Source organism: Pelomonas cellulosilytica (assembly GCF_021353265.1).
GTDB classification, from domain to species: domain Bacteria; phylum Pseudomonadota; class Gammaproteobacteria; order Burkholderiales; family Burkholderiaceae_C; genus Pelomonas; species Pelomonas cellulosilytica.
In genome coordinates, this window is sequence record NZ_JAJTWU010000002.1 from 430,694 (window position 1) to 446,899 (window position 16,206).

At 68.0% G+C, this 16,206-nt stretch carries 14 protein-coding genes; 4 read left to right on the plus strand and 10 right to left on the minus strand.

Annotation, left to right across the window (positions count from 1 at the left end; translation table 11 throughout):
* Window positions 1-42 precede the first annotated feature (42 nt).
* Window positions 43-1,053 (plus strand): aldo/keto reductase, encoded by a 1,011-nt coding sequence (locus tag LXT13_RS05900; protein ID WP_233371212.1) that lies wholly within the window; start codon window positions 43-45, stop codon window positions 1,051-1,053.
* Window positions 1,054-1,146: 93 nt separating this feature from the next.
* Window positions 1,147-1,560 carry a hypothetical protein gene (locus LXT13_RS05905; protein WP_233370757.1) on the plus strand — a complete coding sequence of 138 codons (414 nt, stop codon included), beginning with the start codon at window positions 1,147-1,149 and terminating at the stop codon, window positions 1,558-1,560.
* Between the two features lie 273 nt (window positions 1,561-1,833).
* On the opposite strand, the gene LXT13_RS05910 is transcribed toward LXT13_RS05905, so the two are convergent.
* The 8 genes from LXT13_RS05910 to LXT13_RS05945 form a co-directional block, all read right to left on the minus strand.
* On the minus strand, window positions 1,834-2,511 hold the full coding sequence (locus LXT13_RS05910) for a lectin (RefSeq protein WP_233370759.1): 678 nt from the start codon (window positions 2,509-2,511) through the stop codon (window positions 1,834-1,836).
* Window positions 2,512-2,711: 200 nt separating this feature from the next.
* Window positions 2,712-3,182 (minus strand): c-type cytochrome, encoded by a 471-nt coding sequence (locus LXT13_RS05915; protein ID WP_233370761.1) that lies wholly within the window; start codon window positions 3,180-3,182, stop codon window positions 2,712-2,714.
* Between the two features lie 29 nt (window positions 3,183-3,211).
* Entirely contained in the window at window positions 3,212-4,666 is a 1,455-nt protein-coding gene (locus LXT13_RS05920) for an SMP-30/gluconolactonase/LRE family protein (RefSeq protein ID WP_233370762.1), read from the minus strand.
* Window positions 4,663-5,046 carry a hypothetical protein gene (locus tag LXT13_RS05925; protein WP_233370765.1) on the minus strand — a complete coding sequence of 128 codons (384 nt, stop codon included), beginning with the start codon at window positions 5,044-5,046 and terminating at the stop codon, window positions 4,663-4,665. The genes LXT13_RS05920 and LXT13_RS05925 overlap by 4 nt, the downstream gene beginning before the upstream one ends.
* Window positions 5,043-5,423 carry a cytochrome c gene (locus tag LXT13_RS05930; protein ID WP_233370767.1) on the minus strand — a complete coding sequence of 127 codons (381 nt, stop codon included), beginning with the start codon at window positions 5,421-5,423 and terminating at the stop codon, window positions 5,043-5,045. Before LXT13_RS05930 ends, LXT13_RS05925 begins: the two co-directional genes overlap by 4 nt.
* 154 nt (window positions 5,424-5,577) lie before the next feature.
* The gene (locus LXT13_RS05935) at window positions 5,578-7,014 is read right to left on the minus strand and encodes a DUF1501 domain-containing protein (protein WP_233370768.1); all 1,437 of its coding nucleotides are present in this window, start codon (window positions 7,012-7,014) and stop codon (window positions 5,578-5,580) included.
* 8 nt (window positions 7,015-7,022) lie between these two features.
* Window positions 7,023-9,518: a DUF1553 domain-containing protein gene (locus LXT13_RS05940; protein ID WP_233370770.1), complete on the minus strand. Its 2,496-nt coding sequence runs from the start codon at window positions 9,516-9,518 to the stop codon at window positions 7,023-7,025.
* Window positions 9,519-9,686: 168 nt separating this feature from the next.
* Window positions 9,687-12,398 carry a TonB-dependent receptor gene (locus LXT13_RS05945; RefSeq protein WP_233370773.1) on the minus strand — a complete coding sequence of 904 codons (2,712 nt, stop codon included), beginning with the start codon at window positions 12,396-12,398 and terminating at the stop codon, window positions 9,687-9,689.
* A 325-nt stretch (window positions 12,399-12,723) separates the two neighbouring features.
* Between LXT13_RS05945 and LXT13_RS05950 the strand changes: the two genes are divergently transcribed.
* Both LXT13_RS05950 and LXT13_RS05955 read left to right on the plus strand, forming a co-directional pair.
* Window positions 12,724-13,218, plus strand: coding sequence for a rhodanese-like domain-containing protein (locus LXT13_RS05950; protein ID WP_233370774.1), 495 nt, complete (start codon window positions 12,724-12,726; stop codon window positions 13,216-13,218).
* Complete coding sequence (locus LXT13_RS05955) at window positions 13,193-13,933, plus strand: cytochrome b/b6 domain-containing protein (protein WP_233370775.1); 741 nt, start codon at window positions 13,193-13,195, stop codon at window positions 13,931-13,933. The genes LXT13_RS05950 and LXT13_RS05955 overlap by 26 nt, the downstream gene beginning before the upstream one ends.
* Before the next feature lie 87 nt (window positions 13,934-14,020).
* Here LXT13_RS05955 and gap read toward each other — a convergent pair whose 3' ends face one another.
* Window positions 14,021-15,019 carry a type I glyceraldehyde-3-phosphate dehydrogenase gene (gene gap / locus LXT13_RS05960; RefSeq protein WP_233370777.1) on the minus strand — a complete coding sequence of 333 codons (999 nt, stop codon included), beginning with the start codon at window positions 15,017-15,019 and terminating at the stop codon, window positions 14,021-14,023.
* A gap of 179 nt (window positions 15,020-15,198) precedes the next feature.
* Window positions 15,199-16,185, minus strand: coding sequence for a hypothetical protein (locus LXT13_RS05965; RefSeq protein WP_233370779.1), 987 nt, complete (start codon window positions 16,183-16,185; stop codon window positions 15,199-15,201).
* Window positions 16,186-16,206: the final 21 nt, after the last annotated feature.

Sequence of the window (16,206 nt, forward strand, 5' to 3'; positions counted from 1 at the left end):
CGCGTACGATGCCGGCGCCCTATGGCTGCCCCAGTCTTCCAGATGACCTACATCCCCGATCCGCAGCGCTACGAGCGCCAGCCCTATCGCCGCAGCGGCCGCAGCGGTCTGCTGCTGCCCACGCTGTCGCTGGGCCTGTGGCACAACTTCGGCGACGTCGACCGCTTCGACACCGCGCGCGACATGCTCCTCGGCGCGTTCGATCGTGGCATCACGCACTTCGACCTGGCCAACAACTACGGTCCGCCGCCTGGCTCGGCCGAGGTGACGATGGGCCGCGTGCTGCGCGAGGACCTGCACGCGCACCGCGACGAACTGATCATCTCCACGAAGGCCGGTTACCGCATGCAGCCCGGGCCCTATGGCGAGTGGGGTTCGCGCAAGTACCTGATCGCGAGCTTGGACGCCAGCCTCAAGCGCCTGGGCCTGCCCTATGTCGACATCTTCTACTCCCACCGGCCCGACCCCGACACGCCGCTGGAGGAGACGATGAGTGCGCTGGACTTCGCCGTACGCAGCGGCCGCGCGCTGTACGTGGGCCTGTCGAACTACTCCGTCGAGCAGACCCGCAAGGCCAGCGCCATCCTCAAGCGCCTAGGCACGCCCTGCGTCATCCACCAGCCGCGCTACAGCATGCTGGACCGCTGGGTTGAAGGTGGCCTGCTCGACACTCTGGCCGAGGAGGGCATCGGCTGCATCGCGTTCTCGCCGCTGGCACAGGGCATCCTGACCGAGCGCTATCTCAGCTCTGCCATCCCTGCCGATTCACGGGCGGCCAAGGGCGGGTTCCTGAAGCCGACTGACCTCACGGAGGGCAAGCTCGCCGTGGTCCGCGCGTTGAAGGCAATTGCCGACGCTCGTGGCCAGACGCTGCCGCAGCTGGCGCTGACCTGGGTGCTGCGCCACGCCGGCATGACGTCGGTGCTGGTCGGCGCGAGCCGGCTGGCGCAGATCGACGATGCGCTGGGGGCGGCGAACGGGGCGGCGCTGACGGAGGCGGAGCTAGCGGCGGTGGAGGCCGCGTTACGGCTGGAGTCTGCCCAGACGCCCTGACCGTACGGCACTGTCGATTCCACGATGTTGTGGATTCGGCGCTGACGCCGTGGCTTTACCGTGCCGACTCGCTTCTTTTGAAGGGAGCCGGACATGAAAGCAATCGTGCCCTTTTTCCTTTTCCTGCTGATCTTGGTCGGAGCAGGGATCGGGTTTGGTTTCTACGCCAAAGATATCGACTGCCGCACGGTCACATCGATTGCCGGGCTGGAGTGCTACCGCCTCTACCTAGCGTTCGGCGTGCTTTTCACCGTCGCCGTGCTGATGGCGATGGCTGCGGCGTTCTACGTGCTGGTGCCGCCGCCTGCTGCCGGCGGACACCCTGGCCAGTCGGTTTTCGATACGTTCGCGAAGTCATTGGTGCCCGTCGTGACGTTGGTGCTCGGCTTCTACTTCGGCAGCAATGGCCAGACTGCGGTCAGCAAGGACAAGCCCGCCGACCAGACCCCTGGAGTCGCTCCACAGTCAACGGCCAGCGGAGCAGCGTCTCAGGCTAAAGGCAAGTAGCCGCCCGAGCTGTTCCGACGTCGTCGGCTTCCCTGGCGATGTTGCCGCTGGCTGTGCCGTAGCCGGCCCCGTGAACAGCCAGATTCGCGGCGGAATGCGCGGTTAACGTTGGCGAGGTCGGCTCAGCCGGCGCAGCGGCTTCGGCGCCTGCAGCCGCCGCTGGCGCATCAGGTACGTTGCGGCGTAACGCCGATGGCAATGGCGCTGCACGAACGCATGAATGCCTGCCATGCGCCCGGGGCGGCCTGAGCCTGCGGGCACCCCGTGCGGGCTTCAGTTCGCAACGAAGCAGTACAGCAACCCCGCCCCACCCGTGCTGACCAGCTTGGGCTGGCTGCAGCCGCGGCTCGGGTGCGCCGAGTTCCACGACGCATTGCCGCCGCCGGTGCGGTCGAAGTGGCCCAGCTGCACGGCGCCGTCCTCGGCGCCTGACGTGTAGTTGCTGCACGTCTTGTCCGCGCCGTCCGGAAAGGCGCGACCGTCCGGCGCGGAGCCGGTAAGGATGTCGTGCTCGTTGGGCGTGTCGCCGGCCGCCTTGGGCCGTTCGCCCTTCTCGGTCAGCGCGGTGTTGCGCGTCAGGTTGCTGCCGAGCTGGGCCAGCTCCAGCGTATCGCCGTGCAGGTGCGCCACGTCGCGCGCAATGACCTGGCCGCGCACGTTGGTCCACGGCCCCCTGCCGATGCGGTCGCGCGCGTTGACGCCGCCTGCACCCTGCGTGCTGAGGTAGGCGCGCCAGGTCTTGTACGGCGTGCCGGCCGCGTCGGCCAGCTTCTGGCAGTGCGCGTCGGCACCGGCCAGGCCGCCGTAGTTGGCGCCGTTGCCGCCGCCCACGCTCGTGACGAAGAACGTGAACGGCGGTGGCGGCGGCGCGCTGGCGGCGCCGGTGGGCGCGGTCTGGGCTTGAGCGCCGAAGGCGAGCAGCAGTGCTGCAGAGACGAGCGAATTTTTCATGGGGTGATCCTGAGCTTCGCGCACTCGGCGCGAAGCGATTCATCCAGCGGCCGCCGTGGAGCAGGCTTTGGCTGCGGCATCACGTCGCTGCGCGATATGAGCCTTCACGGAAGCGCATGGTGCTTTGCCGGGCAACCAGCGGCGCCCCTGGGAGGGGGAAGGCAGGCCTCTGGCTGTGGCACGGCGAAGCCGGTAGAGGGTCAGTTGCTGTTCCTGAAGTCGTCGTGGCAGGCCTTGCAGGTCTTCTGCAGCGCGGCGAGCTGGGCCTTCACGGCGGCGACGTCCCCGCCCTGCGCCACGCGGGCCAGTTCGTTGGCTTCCTTGGCGAAGTTGGCGTTGGCGGTGCCGAAGCCGGCGGCGTCGCTGAAGACGCTGGGTTTGGCCGTCGTGTCGTGCCAGCCCTTTCCGCTCTCGGTGCCCGTAGCGAAGAGGCCCGGCAGACCGCCGTTGGCGACCGCGGCGATCGTGTTGGCGGCGCGCTGAGCGTCTTCCTTGTTGTAGCTGCCGTCGACGTTGGCCTTGACTCGGCCGGTGTTCCAGGCGATGACTTGGTAAGCCGACTGGCGCCACTTGATCAACTGCTCGGGCTTGGGGGCCTGCTGGGCCTGGGCGGGTGCCGCGGCCGACAGCGTCAGCAGCATGGCAGCAGGAACGGAGAGGATGGTCTTCATGGAGGCTCTCGTTGGTGGGGGAGGGGTGATCATTTCGCGCGGCCGGTGTAGCCCTGCGCCAGCGTGTCGATGCGCCAGGCCGCGCCGCGGCCGACGATGAAGAGCTGCTTCTTGTCGACGCCGGCGAAAGCCAGGTTCTGCGGCTGCTTGGGCAGCGAGATGACGCCGAGCGCCTGGCCTGCGGCATCAAACACCTCGACTCCGACATTCGTGGCAACGTAGAGCCGACCCTGCGCGTCGATGGCCAGGCCGTCGGCGCCGCTGCTCCAGCTGCCGTTCTGCGCCTGGCGGTAGCCGGCGAGCCTGACGAAGTTGCGGCGCGGGCCGAGGCTGCCGTCTGCCTGCAGCGCGTAGGCCAGCACGGAGTCGCCGGCTGTGTCAGCGACGTACAGCGTCTTCTCGTCGGGGCTCAGCTGGATGCCGTTGGGGCGGGTGATGTCGGTGGCGATACGGTCGAGCCGGCCGGCCTTGAGGCGGTAGACGGCCGGCGGCGCGGGCTCGGCGGTACCGACGGGGGCGGCCTGGTTGGCGTTGCGGCCGGAGTCGGTGAAGTAGATCGTGCCGTCGCGCGCGACGACCAGGTCATTGGGCCGGCCGAAGGGCTTGCCGCCCCAGTCGCTGGCGAGCGTCTTCGCGGCATCGCCCAGCGTGCCGACGCGCGTGTCGTTCACCTGCACCGCCACCAGTTCGCCGGTGGGCGAGAAGCCCAGGCCGTTGGCGCCGTTGGTGTTGAGCAGGTGCGTGGACAGGTGGCCGTCGCTGGCGATGCGCGTGATGCGGGCGTCCTGCGTCTCGGTGAAGAGCAGGCTGCCGTCGGGCAGGCCGACCGGGCCTTCGGTGCCCTTGAAGCCGTCGCCCAGCACGACGATGGGCGTGCCGTCCGCGACGACGCCGGGCACGCCCCTGGCGCGGGTCGGCTCGGGTGCGAGCTGCTGCACGGCGGCCAGCACGGCGTTCACGTTCTCGACCGGCGAGACGCCGCCGACGGTCGCGACGATGCGGCCGTCCCGGCCGATGACGAAGGTCGTGCGCTCAGCACGCGCGTGCGTGATCTCCTGGCCCCGGGTCGTCTTGCGGCCGGGTGGCGTGGCCGTGGTGGCGATGTCAAAGCCGCGTGCGATCTGGCCGGCCGCATCGGACGCGACGGTCAGCCGGCCAGCGCAGGTCTCCGGGTCGGTGGAGAACTCGCGTAGTCGCTCAATGCCGTCGCCCGACACGCCGATGACGGTCGCGCCGGCGGCGGTGAAGCGCGCCACGTTCTCGGCGAACTCGTGCGCCTGCAGGTTGCAGCCGCCGGTGAACGCGGCCGGGTAGAAGTAGACGACGACGGGGCCCTTGGCGAGCGCGTCCTTGAGCTGCACGTCGATGGTCTTCCCGGCGAAGGCCGCGCTGGCCTTGAAGTCGGGCGCGGCGTCACCTGGCTTGAGGGCGGCATGCGCACCGCCTGAGAGGGCGAGCGCGACTGAGAGGGCGATTGGCTTCATGGCAAGGGCTTGTAGGGGTCGTGGCAGTCGTTGCAGGCGAGTGAGATGGCGCGTGCGGCCTGGGTGGCGGCTGTGAGGTCGCCGTTGGCGACGTGGCCGGGGATGGCGGCCGCCCACTTCTCGCCGTCGCGCGAGAAGCCCACGGCATCGGCCGCGGGATAGTCGCGCTCGAAATAGATGGCCATGTCGGCGTAGAGCTTCTGCAGCGCCTGCGCGTCGGCGATGGCGTCGTCCTGGCGGCCGGCGGCCAGGTGCTTCTGCACGCTGACGGTCTTGGCGTCGATGGCGCGCATCCATAGGCCGAGTTCCAGCCGCGTGGCGGCCCGGGTCAGCGTCGTAACGGAGAGGGCCAGCAAGGCCAGCAGCAGGAGGCGTTTCATTTGGGCTTCTTGTAGACCTCATGGCAGGTCTTGCAGCTGCGCGTCAGGTCGCCGAGGGCGTCCATCGCGGCGTCGTAGTTGCCGGCCTCGACGGCGTCGACGATCGCTTTCGCGTGGGCCTGCGACTTGCGCGAGAACTCCACGCCGCGGGTCGCGTCGGCCTTGGCGCTGAAGTGACCTTCGACCTGTTGGAAGTAGCGGGCCAGTTCCTTCGCGTCGTCGAGCGCCTTCCGGTCCTGCAGGCTGATGCGCGAGTCGAGGTTGTGCAGCGTGTCCTCGGCGTCACGCATGTCGTCAGCTGTCAGACCTTCGGCGGCGATGACGGTGGTTGTGACGAGCAGCGGGAGGAGCAGGGCGGCTAGGAGGTTCTTGGACATTGGGTGCTGCTTTTGCGCGGGCTGTTGGGTCGTTTGTCGACGGGCGGTTTTGACCCGTTGGGGTGGTTGCCGGGAGTCCGACCGCGCCGCCGGGCGGGACTCCCTGCAATGCCGCGATGAAGAGCGCCGCCCCGAAAGGCGCCCATTCAGACCATCAGGCCAGGATTTCCTTGATGACATCGCCAAACACGGTGGTCGCCTTCTCCGCCCGCCCCTGATGCGCGAACACCAGCTTCTTGTGGTTCAGCCCCAGCTGCCACAGCAGGGTGGCCTGCAGGTCGTAGGTGTCCACCACCCCGCTCTCGGCGCGCAACCCGATGGCATCGGTCGAACCATACGTGCCCGGCTTCACGCCACCGCCCGCGATCCACTGCGTGTAGCCCCAGGGGTTGTGGTCGCGCCCGTTGCCCGACTGCCCGTACGGCGTGCGGCCGAACTCCGAGGCCCAGACGACCAGCGTCGTGTCCAGCAGGCCGCGCGCCTTCAGGTCGGCCAGCAGCGCGCCGACCGGCTGGTCGACTTGCTTGCACATGACCGCGTGGTTCTTCTCCAGGTTGTTGTGCGCGTCCCAGCTGTCCACGCTGTTGTCCGGTGCGCCGGAGATGACGTGGATGAAGCGCACGCCGCGCTCCACCAGCCGGCGGGCGCGCAGCAGCGCGGTGCCGTACTCGTCGGTTTCCTTCGTGCCGATGCCGTAGGCCGCGCGCGTTGCAGCGGTTTCCTTGGTGAGGTCCACGGCTTCGGGGGCGGAGACCTGCATGCGGTAGGCCAGGTCGTAGCTCTTGGCGCGGGCGACGAGTTCGGTGTCGCCGGGGTAGCGATCGGAGAGGTCGCCGTTCAGGCTGCGCAGCAGGTCGAGCTGGGCGCGTTGCTCCTTCTCGGTGATGCCGTCCGGCCGCGCCAGGTGCAGGATGGGTGAGTCGCCCTTGCGGAACGGCGTGCCCTGCAGCGCCGCGGGCAGGAAGCCGCTGCTCCAGATCACCGCACCGCGGCCGCCGCCGGCCGCGCCCACGCCGGTGGGCAGCACGACGAAGGCCGGCAGGTCGGGGTTGGCGGAACCCAGGCCGTACTGCACCCAGGAGCCCAGCGCCGGCCTGCCCGGCACGAGGCCGGCGGTGTGCAGCTTCAGCGACGCGATGACGTGCGTGCTGCCTTCGGTCTTGCTGCCCTTCAGGAAGGCGATGTCGTCCACCTGCTTGGCGATATTCGGCAGCAGGTCCGACACCCACGCGCCCGTCTCGCCGTATTGCTTCCACGTGCGCTTGCTGGCGTAGAGGTTGCCCACGCCGCCGTCGGTAGCGGTCTTCAGGTCCTTGCCGAAGCTGTCGGGCAACGGCGTGCCGGCGAGCTTGATGAGGTCCGGCTTGTGGTCGAACAGGTCCAGCGTGCTGGGCGCGCCGGCCATGTGCAGCCAGATCACCGCCTTGGCCTTGGGCGCGTGGTGGGGCTGGCGCGGCGTGGTGGGGTCGAACAGCTCAGCAGCGAAGGCGGCGTTCAGGCCGCCCAGACCACCGAGGCCGAAGGCGCCCGCGGTGGCAGCGCCGGCGGCGGTGCCGAGGAAGTGGCGACGGGAATGATGGTGATGGCTCATGGCGTCCCTCAGAAGCGGTAGGTGAATTCGTTGGTGTTGACCAGCGTGTGGACCAGGTCGACGAAGGCGGCGGCTCGAGCCTTGCTCTGGCCCTTGACCGGGCTCTTGCCCACGCTGGTGGTAGGCGTGGTGGCGGCCGGCGCGGCACTGCCGCCGTCATCCTCACCATCGCCGCCGCCGTCGGATTTGCGGCGCTTGGCGGCCTGCTGGTCGAGGTAGGCCAGGAAGGCGGTGCGCTCGTAGCGGTCCGGCTCACGCTGGTAGGCGGCTTTGTAGAAGCCGTCGATCTGCCGGGCCAACTTCGGGTCCACGCCCCAGCCTTCGGGCAGGTGTGGCTTCTTGACCGCGGCGAGTTGCTCGGCCTGCAGCGCCTCCTGCGCGTTCAGGAAGGCGAGGAGTTTGTCCTTCTCCTTGGCGGTGGGCTTGCGCGAGAACAGGATCTCGTAGACGCGGTCGATCTGCGCGGTCTCGTTCGGGCCGGCCTCCTGTATCACGCGGCCGGCCAGCGCCTGGCTCCAGCCCAGCACCAGGTCGCTGTTGACCAGCGCAAGGGCCTGCGGTGCCGTCGTCGTCACGTCGCGCTTGAAGTGTGGCGACTGCGGGTTGGCCCAGTCGAAGGTCTCCAGCAGCGGGTAGGGCGAGTTGCGCAGCACGAACACGTACAGGCTGCGGCGGTTGTGGTCGCGCGGGTCTTCAGACACCTGCCAGCGGTTGCGCTGGCCGCCGATGTCGAAGTTGGGCGGGATGGGCGGGAACACCGACGGGCCGCCGCGCTTCTCCTCCAGCACGCCGGCCGCGGCCAGCAGCGAGTCGCGCAGCTGCTCGGCCTCCAGGCGCTGGCGCGGGAAGGCCCACAGCAGCTTGTTGTCCGGGTCGGGCTTGACCTCGCGTACCACGCTGGCCTGGCGGTAGGTGCTCGACAGCAGGATCTGCTTGTGCAGCGTCTTCACGCTCCAACCGTTCTGCACGAAGTCGGCGGCCAGCTTGTCGAGCAACTCGGGGTGCGTGGGTTTGGTACCGGTCTTGCCGAAGTCGGCCACCGTTTCGACGATGCCGCGGCCGAAGAACTGCTGCCACTGCCGGTTGACGAACACGCGCGCCGTCAGGCCGTTGTCGGGGCTCACCAGCCAGTTGGCCAGCGCCGTGCGGCGGCCGGACGACGCGGCGGTGGGCTTGATGTCTAGCGTCGTGTTGTCGGTCAGCAGCGCGGGCAGGCCGGGTTGCACCTCCTGCAGCGGGCGGTCGTAGATACCCTTGAACAGCACCTTGGTGGGCGGCGCGTCAGGCCCCAGTTCGACGATGGTGCTCACGTAGCCCGGGTCCTTGGGCTTGAGGCCATCGAACTTCCTGAGCTGCGCGGTCAGCGCCTCGTACTTGGCGTAGGCCTCCTTGTCCTTCGTCTTGAGCTGGTTCTCGGCGTTGCGCGTGCGGCCGGAAAGCGTCCACAGGTTGCGGTGGTAGATCCAGCGGTCGTAGGCGTTTCGCTCGGACGCCGGCTTGGTGATGGACTCGCGCGTGGCCGGCACGAAACCGGACAGCCGGTCACTCTCCAGCTTCTCGATCACGGGCTTGAGCAGCGCGTCGCGCTGCGCGCGGATGTCCTGCGTCGCCTCCTCCCACTTGGCCAGCTGCGCGTCGTAGTCGGCCTTGGCCTTGCCGGTCAGCGGGGAGACGTCGTCCTTCCAGCTCGTGTTGGAGAAGAACGCCTGGAACTGGTAGTACTCCTGCTGCGTGATCTTCTCGGTCTTGTGGTCGTGGCACTGCGCGCAGCCGAGCGTGGTGCCGAGGAACACCGCACCGACCGTGTCGGTCAGGTCGTTAGCGACCTCCTGCTTCTTCAGATTCAGGTCGCGGGCGTTGATCTCGTCGGGCAGGTTGCGCAGGAAGCCGGTGGCGATCAGCGCCTCGGGCTTGTCGGGCCACAGTTCGTCGCCGGCGATCTGCTCCTTGACGAAGCGGTCGAAGGGCTTGTCGGCGTTGAACGCGTTAACGACGTAGTCGCGGTAGCGCCAGATGTTGGGTCGCGTGCCGTCGGTGTTGTAGCCGTCGCTGTCGGCATAGCGGCTCAGGTCCAGCCAGCGGCGTGCCTGGCGTTCGCCGTAGCGGGGCGAGGCGAGCAGCCGGTCGACGAGCTTCTCGTGGGCCTTGGGCGACTTGTCGTTGACGAAGGCGGCCACTTCCTCAGGCGTCGGCAGCAGGCCCCAGGCGTCGAGTGTGGCGCGGCGGATGAAGGTGTGGCGGTCGGCCTCGGGCGACGGCGCGACGCCCTTCTCCTCCAGCTTGGCCAGCACGAAGGCATCCAGCGGCTGGCGCACCCAGGCCTTGGCCTTGACGGCTGGCACGGCGACGTGGGTGTTCAGCGGCGTGTACGACCACGGCCGCTCGGAGCCTTTGACGAAGCCGCCGGGCGGCGCGTAGTCCTCCGCGGGACTGAGGGATGTGAGCGTCGCCAGCGCCGCGGCGATGGCAAGCGGGGCGATGCGGAACTTGGACAACTGGGGCACGGTGGTCTCCCGGGGGAATGGCGAATGCGGTACTGAAGCGGTCAGCGCAAAAACTGCGCCAGTGGATGAGCGGTGGAAAGGCCGTCTGCAGCGAGCTGTTTTGCACCTGGGACAGCAGCGCTGTTGAGTTGCTGTTGCGCGCTCAACAGCGCTGCCCTGCACATGGCGTCAGAGCTTGGCCATGAACTGAATGCCCACGCTGCGCGGCAGTGCCGGCGAATAGCTCGTGCTGGAGATGGAGCGCACCGTGTCGTCGTTGAACAGGTTCTTCACCAGCAGCGTCACGTTGAAGTTCTTGTTGCGCGTGCCGAAGCCGATGCCCGCATCGACCGTCGTGCTCTTGGGCACGATGGAGTAGGCCGACAGGCCCACGTCCGAATAGAACGACGAGGAGAACGCGGCGTTGGCCGTGTAGTTGATTTCCTTGTCGCCCCACACCGGCTGGCGGTAGTCCACGCCCACATTGCCGGTGTATTTGGCCGAGCCGGCCAACGGCTTGCCGCTGAGGTCGGTGTAAGGCGTGGCGCCGGGGTAGTTGTCTTCCGTGCGCTGGGCCGCGTTCGGGAAGGACTTGTACTTCGCGTCGTTGTACGCCGCCGAGAAGCGCACCGTCAGGTTCTGGATGCCGCCGTAGACGCCGTCGATCTCGAGCCCTTTGACCTCGACCTTCGGCACGCTGCCCGTGGCGCTGGTGTAGTAGGACGTGCCGTCGTTGTTGAGCTGTGTCGTGTAGGCGTCCAGCACGCGCACGCTCTGCTGGTAGTTCTTGATGCGGGTCAGGAAGACATCGGCGTTGAAGATCAGCGTCTTCTTGAACAGTGCGGACTTGAAGCCGATCTCGACGCTGTCGGTCTTCTCCGGCTTCACCAGCGCGGAGACGCCGTTGACGAACTGCGCAATGCCGGCCTTCTCGCCATGCTGCAGCGATGCGTAGCCGGTGAGGTCCGTGTTGAACTTGTAGCTCGGGCTCAGCACCCAGGCCGGCTGCGTCTTCTTGAACGGCTCGGCCTCGGCGTTGGGGAACAGCACACCCACCGCGGTCTTGCGGATGGCCTGGGCGTCGGCCAGCTGGCGCTGCTGGGCCACGGTCAGCGCGGCCCAGTTGGCGGCGCCGAAGTACTTGGCGGCCGCCTTGTCGGCCGCAGCCAGCGCGCTGGCGGAACGGGTCGCGTCGGTGGTGTCGGTCGTCAACGTCACGGTGGGGGCGGCGGACGTGCCGGCAGCCGCCTGCACCGCGCCCGGCGTGCCGGCGGCCACGACGATGCCGTTCTTCACCCATTTGGCCGAGCCGGTGTTGAGGTAGCTGTCGAAGCCGCCCAGCAGCACGCCGTTGACGATGGACGGGTTCAGCTCCGGTGCGCTGCCGTCGCTGCTGATGCGGCTGGTGCCGGCGTTGCGGCGGTCCTCGTTCGTCAGGCGCAGGCCAGTCGTCAGCGTCAGCGTATCGCTCAGGTGCCAGTTGGCCTGCGCAAAGATGGCGGCGCTCTGGTTGCGGATGTCCTGCACGCCGGTCGGGCTGTTGAACGAGGCCTTCACGTTGGCCAGGCTGTTGCGCAGCAGGTCGCGGCCCGCGCCATTGGCATCCAGCCGGTTGTATTGCGCGGTGGTGGCGAACCAGGCGCCGGCGTCGTTGCCCCACCAGCGGCGGTAGTCGACCTGGTTGTCGACCTTGATGAAGTAGAGGCCCGCCTGGTAGTCCACGAAGCCGCCCGTGGCCGACGTCAGACGCAGCTCCTGCGAGGCCTGCCAGTAGTCGTTCCAGAAGCCGCCGGCATTGCGGTAGACGTCGAAGGGCGTGGCGTCGTCGTTCACCGCGTTGAAGTGGTAGCGCTTGTAGGCGGTGATGGAGGTCAGCGTGTGGCCGGCCACCTGCCAGCTCAGGTCGGCCGTGGCGCCGGAGCTTCCGGTGACGAGCCCGCGCACGGAGTCGGTGGTCAGCGTGTTCTGGTAGTCGGACAACGTGTAGCCAGTGTTGTCCGTGAACCAGCGGCGCGCCAGTCGTTGCTCGTTCGTGAGCGTCGTGATGGGCGCGCCGTTGGAGTAGGTCGTCGGCGGGTTGACGACGGGGAAGCTGCGACCGTTGGTGGTCTCGCCCGCGCGGGGCTGGAGGTCGAAGGCGAAGCGCGCCTTGAAGTCCGCCGATGGCGTGACGAGGAACTGCACGCGGCCCGACACGCGGTCGGTGTTCGTGTAGCTGATGTCGCGGTTGTAGGGGTTCTTGATGTCGCCGGCGCCGCGATTGGCCGAGAAGGTTCCGCGCCAGGCCACGAGTCCATCGACGATGGGGCCACCGATGGCCGCAGTGGCGAAGACGCCATCGCGCTGGCGGAAGCCCAGCGTGAAGTCCGCCGTGGGTGTGAAGCTGGGCCGCTTGGTCGTGAAGATGATGTTGCCGACGCTGGCGTTCTTGCCCAGCAGCGTGCCCTGCGGGCCGCGCGTGACCTCGACGGTGTCGATATCGACGAAGTCGAAGCTCGACGTGAGGGCGTTGTAAGCGTAGGAGACGCCGTCCACGATGATGCCCACGCTCGGGTCCTGCGCCTCGGTCTGGCCGATCTTGCCGATGCCGCGAATGGAGATGCTGCTCGTGCGCTGGTTGCCCAGGTTCCAGCTGACGTTGGCAGCACGTTTGGTGATGTCGTCGATGCCGACGGCACCCAGGCGGTCCAGCTCGGCGCCCTGCACGACCGAGATCGACAGCGGCACGTCCTGCAGCTTCTCGATGCGGTTGCGGCTGCGTACGGTGACGGCGCCGAGGGCCTGGGTCTCGTCGGCTGCGGCAGCCGGCACAGCGGCTTCTTGGGCCAAGGCGCTGCCCGCGGCGAGGGTGGCGATGAGCGCCGCCAGCGGACGCCGGCGGAAGAGATGTTTTGTGGTCATGGTTGGCGTGAGCGCAGTAGATGTGCCGGTGCCTTGTTTGCAGGGAGCGTGCCCAATGCGCCCGGCGTCTAAGCTGCTGCGTTTCTCGTTGGCAAGGGGGCTGTGGCGAGGTCTTGCGGGGTTGTCCCGCCGCCTGGCGCGGCCGGCGGCAGCTCCGAGCGCCCGGCTCGGCCGCGCCACTGTTGCGCCATCAACAGCAGCGCAGCAGGTGCTGCTGCTCGAGGCGCAGTTTGGTGGGCGGCGACGCGTTTCTGGCCGCACCGCAGCTGGCACGGAAGCTGCGCAGTTGCGGGCGTCGATCACTCATTCCTCAAGCCCCCACGCCATGAAGTCCCTCCATACCGTCGCCATCGCTGCTTTGCTCAGCCTCGCCACGCTGGCCCATGCACAGACGCCACCCGCCGCGGCCGCCTCGGCGGCGGCCGCCGAATGGAAGTACAAGACCAGGCGCCTGAATGCCGCCGAGGTCGACGCGCTGCTGGCCCAGCCCGACAAGCTGCTGGTGCTGGATCTGCGCCGTCCGGACGAACTCATCAAGTACGGCAGCTTCCCCGTGTTCCTCAACATCCAGAACAACCAGCTGGAGAAGCAGCTTGGCTATCTGCCCAGGGACCGCGTCATCCTGACCGTGTCCAACCACGCGCAACGTGCCGGCCGCGCCGGCGACCTGTTGGCCGAGAAGGGCTACAAGGTTGTCGGCGCCACCGGCAGCGAGGACTACGAGAACGAAGGCGGCAAGGCCGTGGCGCACATCCAGCCGCCGCAGCCGCGTGCCGCGGCACAAGGAGGCGCGAATGTCGCAGCAGCCGGCCAGCCTTGAGGCGACGCTGGACACCGGGCCGCTCGACGCGGCCGCGGTGGCAGCGCCTCGAGCGCCGCATCGGGTGAAGCCCTCCGCCGTGGCCGCGCTGCCGCGCGTGCTGGTGTGGGACCTGCCGCTGCGGGTCTTCCACTGGGCGCTGGTGGTGCTCGTCAGCGCAGCCATCGCCACCGGTCTGGCCGGCGGGCCGTGGATGGCCTGGCACGGCCGCGCTGGGCAGGCTATCGCGGGGCTGCTGGTGTTCCGGTTGACGTGGGGTCTGTGGGGCACGCGGTATGCGCGCTTCCGTCAGTTCCTGCCCACGCCGTCGCGCGTGTGGGCCTATCTGCAGGGGCGCTGGCAGGGCCATGGCCACAACCCGCTCGGCGCGCTGTCGGTGCTGGCCGTGCTGGTGCTGCTGCTGCTCCAGGTGGGCACCGGGCTGTTCGGCAACGACGAGATCAGCTTCACCGGGCCGTGGTCCGGCTGGGTCGATGAAGACACCAGCCTCAGGCTGACCGGCTGGCACAAGTTCGCGGCCAAGGCGTTGTACGCGTGGCTCGGCCTGCATGTGCTGGCCATTGCCGTCTACGGACTGTGGCTCAGGCGCCCGCTGCTGCAGGCCATGGTGACGGGCCGCGCGCCTGGCGCTGTGCCGGCCGCTGCCGGCCGCGTGAGCATCGTGCTGCTGCTGGTGTCGGTCGGCCTCGGGGTGGCGCTGCAGCTGCTGTTCTGAGACGGCGGGGCGGCGTGCAGGGGTGCCCGCCCCAACAAGCAGAAAGGGCGCCGAGGCGCCCTTTCCTAATGATGCGGTGAAGCCGGATCAGCCTGCGACCACGCGGGCCATTTCGAGCACCTTGTTCGAGTAGCCCCACTCGTTGTCGTACCAGGACACCAGCTTGACGAAGGTGCCGTCCAGCGCGATGCCGGCGTCGGCGTCGAAGATGGAGGTGCGCGGGTCGCCGCGGAAGTCGGTCGCCACGACCTTCTCCGTCGTGTAGCCCAGCACGCCCTTCAGCGCGCCTTCGCTCTGCGCCTTCATCTCGGCGCAGATCTCGTCATAGGTTGCGTCCTTCAGCAGCTCGACGGTCAGGTCCACGACCGACACGTCGGACGTCGGCACGCGGAAGCTCATACCGGTGAGCTTCTTGTTCAGCTCGGGGATGACCTTGCCGACGGCCTTGGCGGCGCCGGTGCTGCTGGGGATGATGTTCTCCAGGATGCCGCGGCCGCCGCGCCAGTCCTTGTTGCTCGGGCCGTCCACGGTCTTCTGCGTCGCGGTGGCAGCGTGCACGGTGGTCATCAGGCCGCGCTTGATGCCCCACTTGTCGTTCAGCACCTTGGCCAGCGGGGCCAGGCAATTGGTCGTGCACGAGGCGTTGGAGATGATGGCTTCGCCGGCGTACTTGGTGTGGTTCACGCCGTAGACGAACATCGGCGTGTCGTCCTTGGACGGGGCCGAGAAGATGACCTTCTTGGCGCCCGCGGCCAGGTGCTTCTCGCCGCCGGCCTTGTCCAGGAAGATGCCAGTGGACTCGATGACGATGTCGGCGCCAGCCTCGGCCCACTTCAGCTCGGACGGGTCCTTGATGGCGGTCAGGCGGATCTTCTTGCCGTTGACCACCAGTGTGTTGCCGTCGACGGCCACGTCGCCCTCGAACTTGCCGTGCACGCTGTCGTACTTGAGCATGTAGGCGAGGTAATCCGGCTCGAGCAGGTCGTTGATCGCGACGACTTCGACGTCCTTGAAGTTCGCGACAGCGGCACGGAACACCATGCGCCCGATGCGGCCGAAGCCGTTGATGCCGATCTTGATGGTCATTGGAGAGTCTCCTGGAGGGATGGAAAAAACCGCACGGATCGCCGATTCTCGGCGATCCGTGGCACAGGGGGTTTCAGGGCGATTTCAGCCTGTGCGGCATGGGCGGACAGCATGCCGCGGCGCGGGGTGTGCGACGTTGCAGCAGGTCAAAGAAGGCCCACCGGACCGACGCGAGACGCTCAGCCCAGCTTGATGATGCCGCAGGGCACGTCGATGAACATCTCGGCGCCCAGCAGGTTCTCGAACTGTTCGCGCGTGAGTGCAAGTTCCAGCTGTTCCAGCCAGGCGATGAAAGCGCGCCGGTTCGGATTGCGTTCGCCGCTTTCGGTCACCGTGTTCTCAATGGCAGGGCGTCCGAGACGGAAGTGCAGACGGAATGGGCAGCCCATCGTGTCCAGTTGGAAATTCACGGGGCGAGCCTCCAGATCCTTGACCTGGCCGAGGAAGTTCACGAGACCCGTGTCCTTGAAAACGAAGTTGCGGTTGTTGTCGAAGTTGACCTGAAAGGTCTGCTGCATCGCGAAGCGCTGGCCGGCCTCCATGCAGGGCACGCGGTACTCTTCGACGTATCTCAGGATGTCGTCGCGATGTCGCCGGTTGAGCGTGTCGTACACGACCTTGGCCTGCGGCGGCTGGTCCGGCGCCGTGAAGGTGAGCTCAGCGACGAGGTTGCCGTTCTTCAACTCGCGCTTGAAGGCCTGCAGCTGCACGGCATCGTTGAGTCGCGGGGCGTCGGGCGGCGTGCGCAGGCATTGCAAGAAGCGGGAGCTGGGCGGCTGCGGCAGGTTCACCGGCGTCGGGGCGTCGATGCCGCCGTCGCTGATCGCTCGGAAGTTGATTTCCTGCAGCAAGGCAACGGTGCTGCCGGGCTGCAGGCAGGGCAGGCGGAACTGCTTGGCGTACTGCTCCGCCTCGTCCTGCAGTTCCGCGGAGCCGGCGGCGAAAAGCACCTGCACTTCCGGCGCGCGTTTCGCTTCGGTAAAGCGAAGCTGCATCCGATAGAAACCGCTGGTGCGGCGCTCCAGTGCGTTCTCGGGGTACTTGGGGGCCGCGGGCCTTTGCAGGCAGGCCAGCGTGGTCTCGCCGCTTCGATCGTCCATGGCGGACTGAGCGAGCGCGCCGAGGGCGCACAGACCCAGCACCGCCGCAATGAGCGTGCTGCGCATGTCGAACTCCCTGTTCGTGAT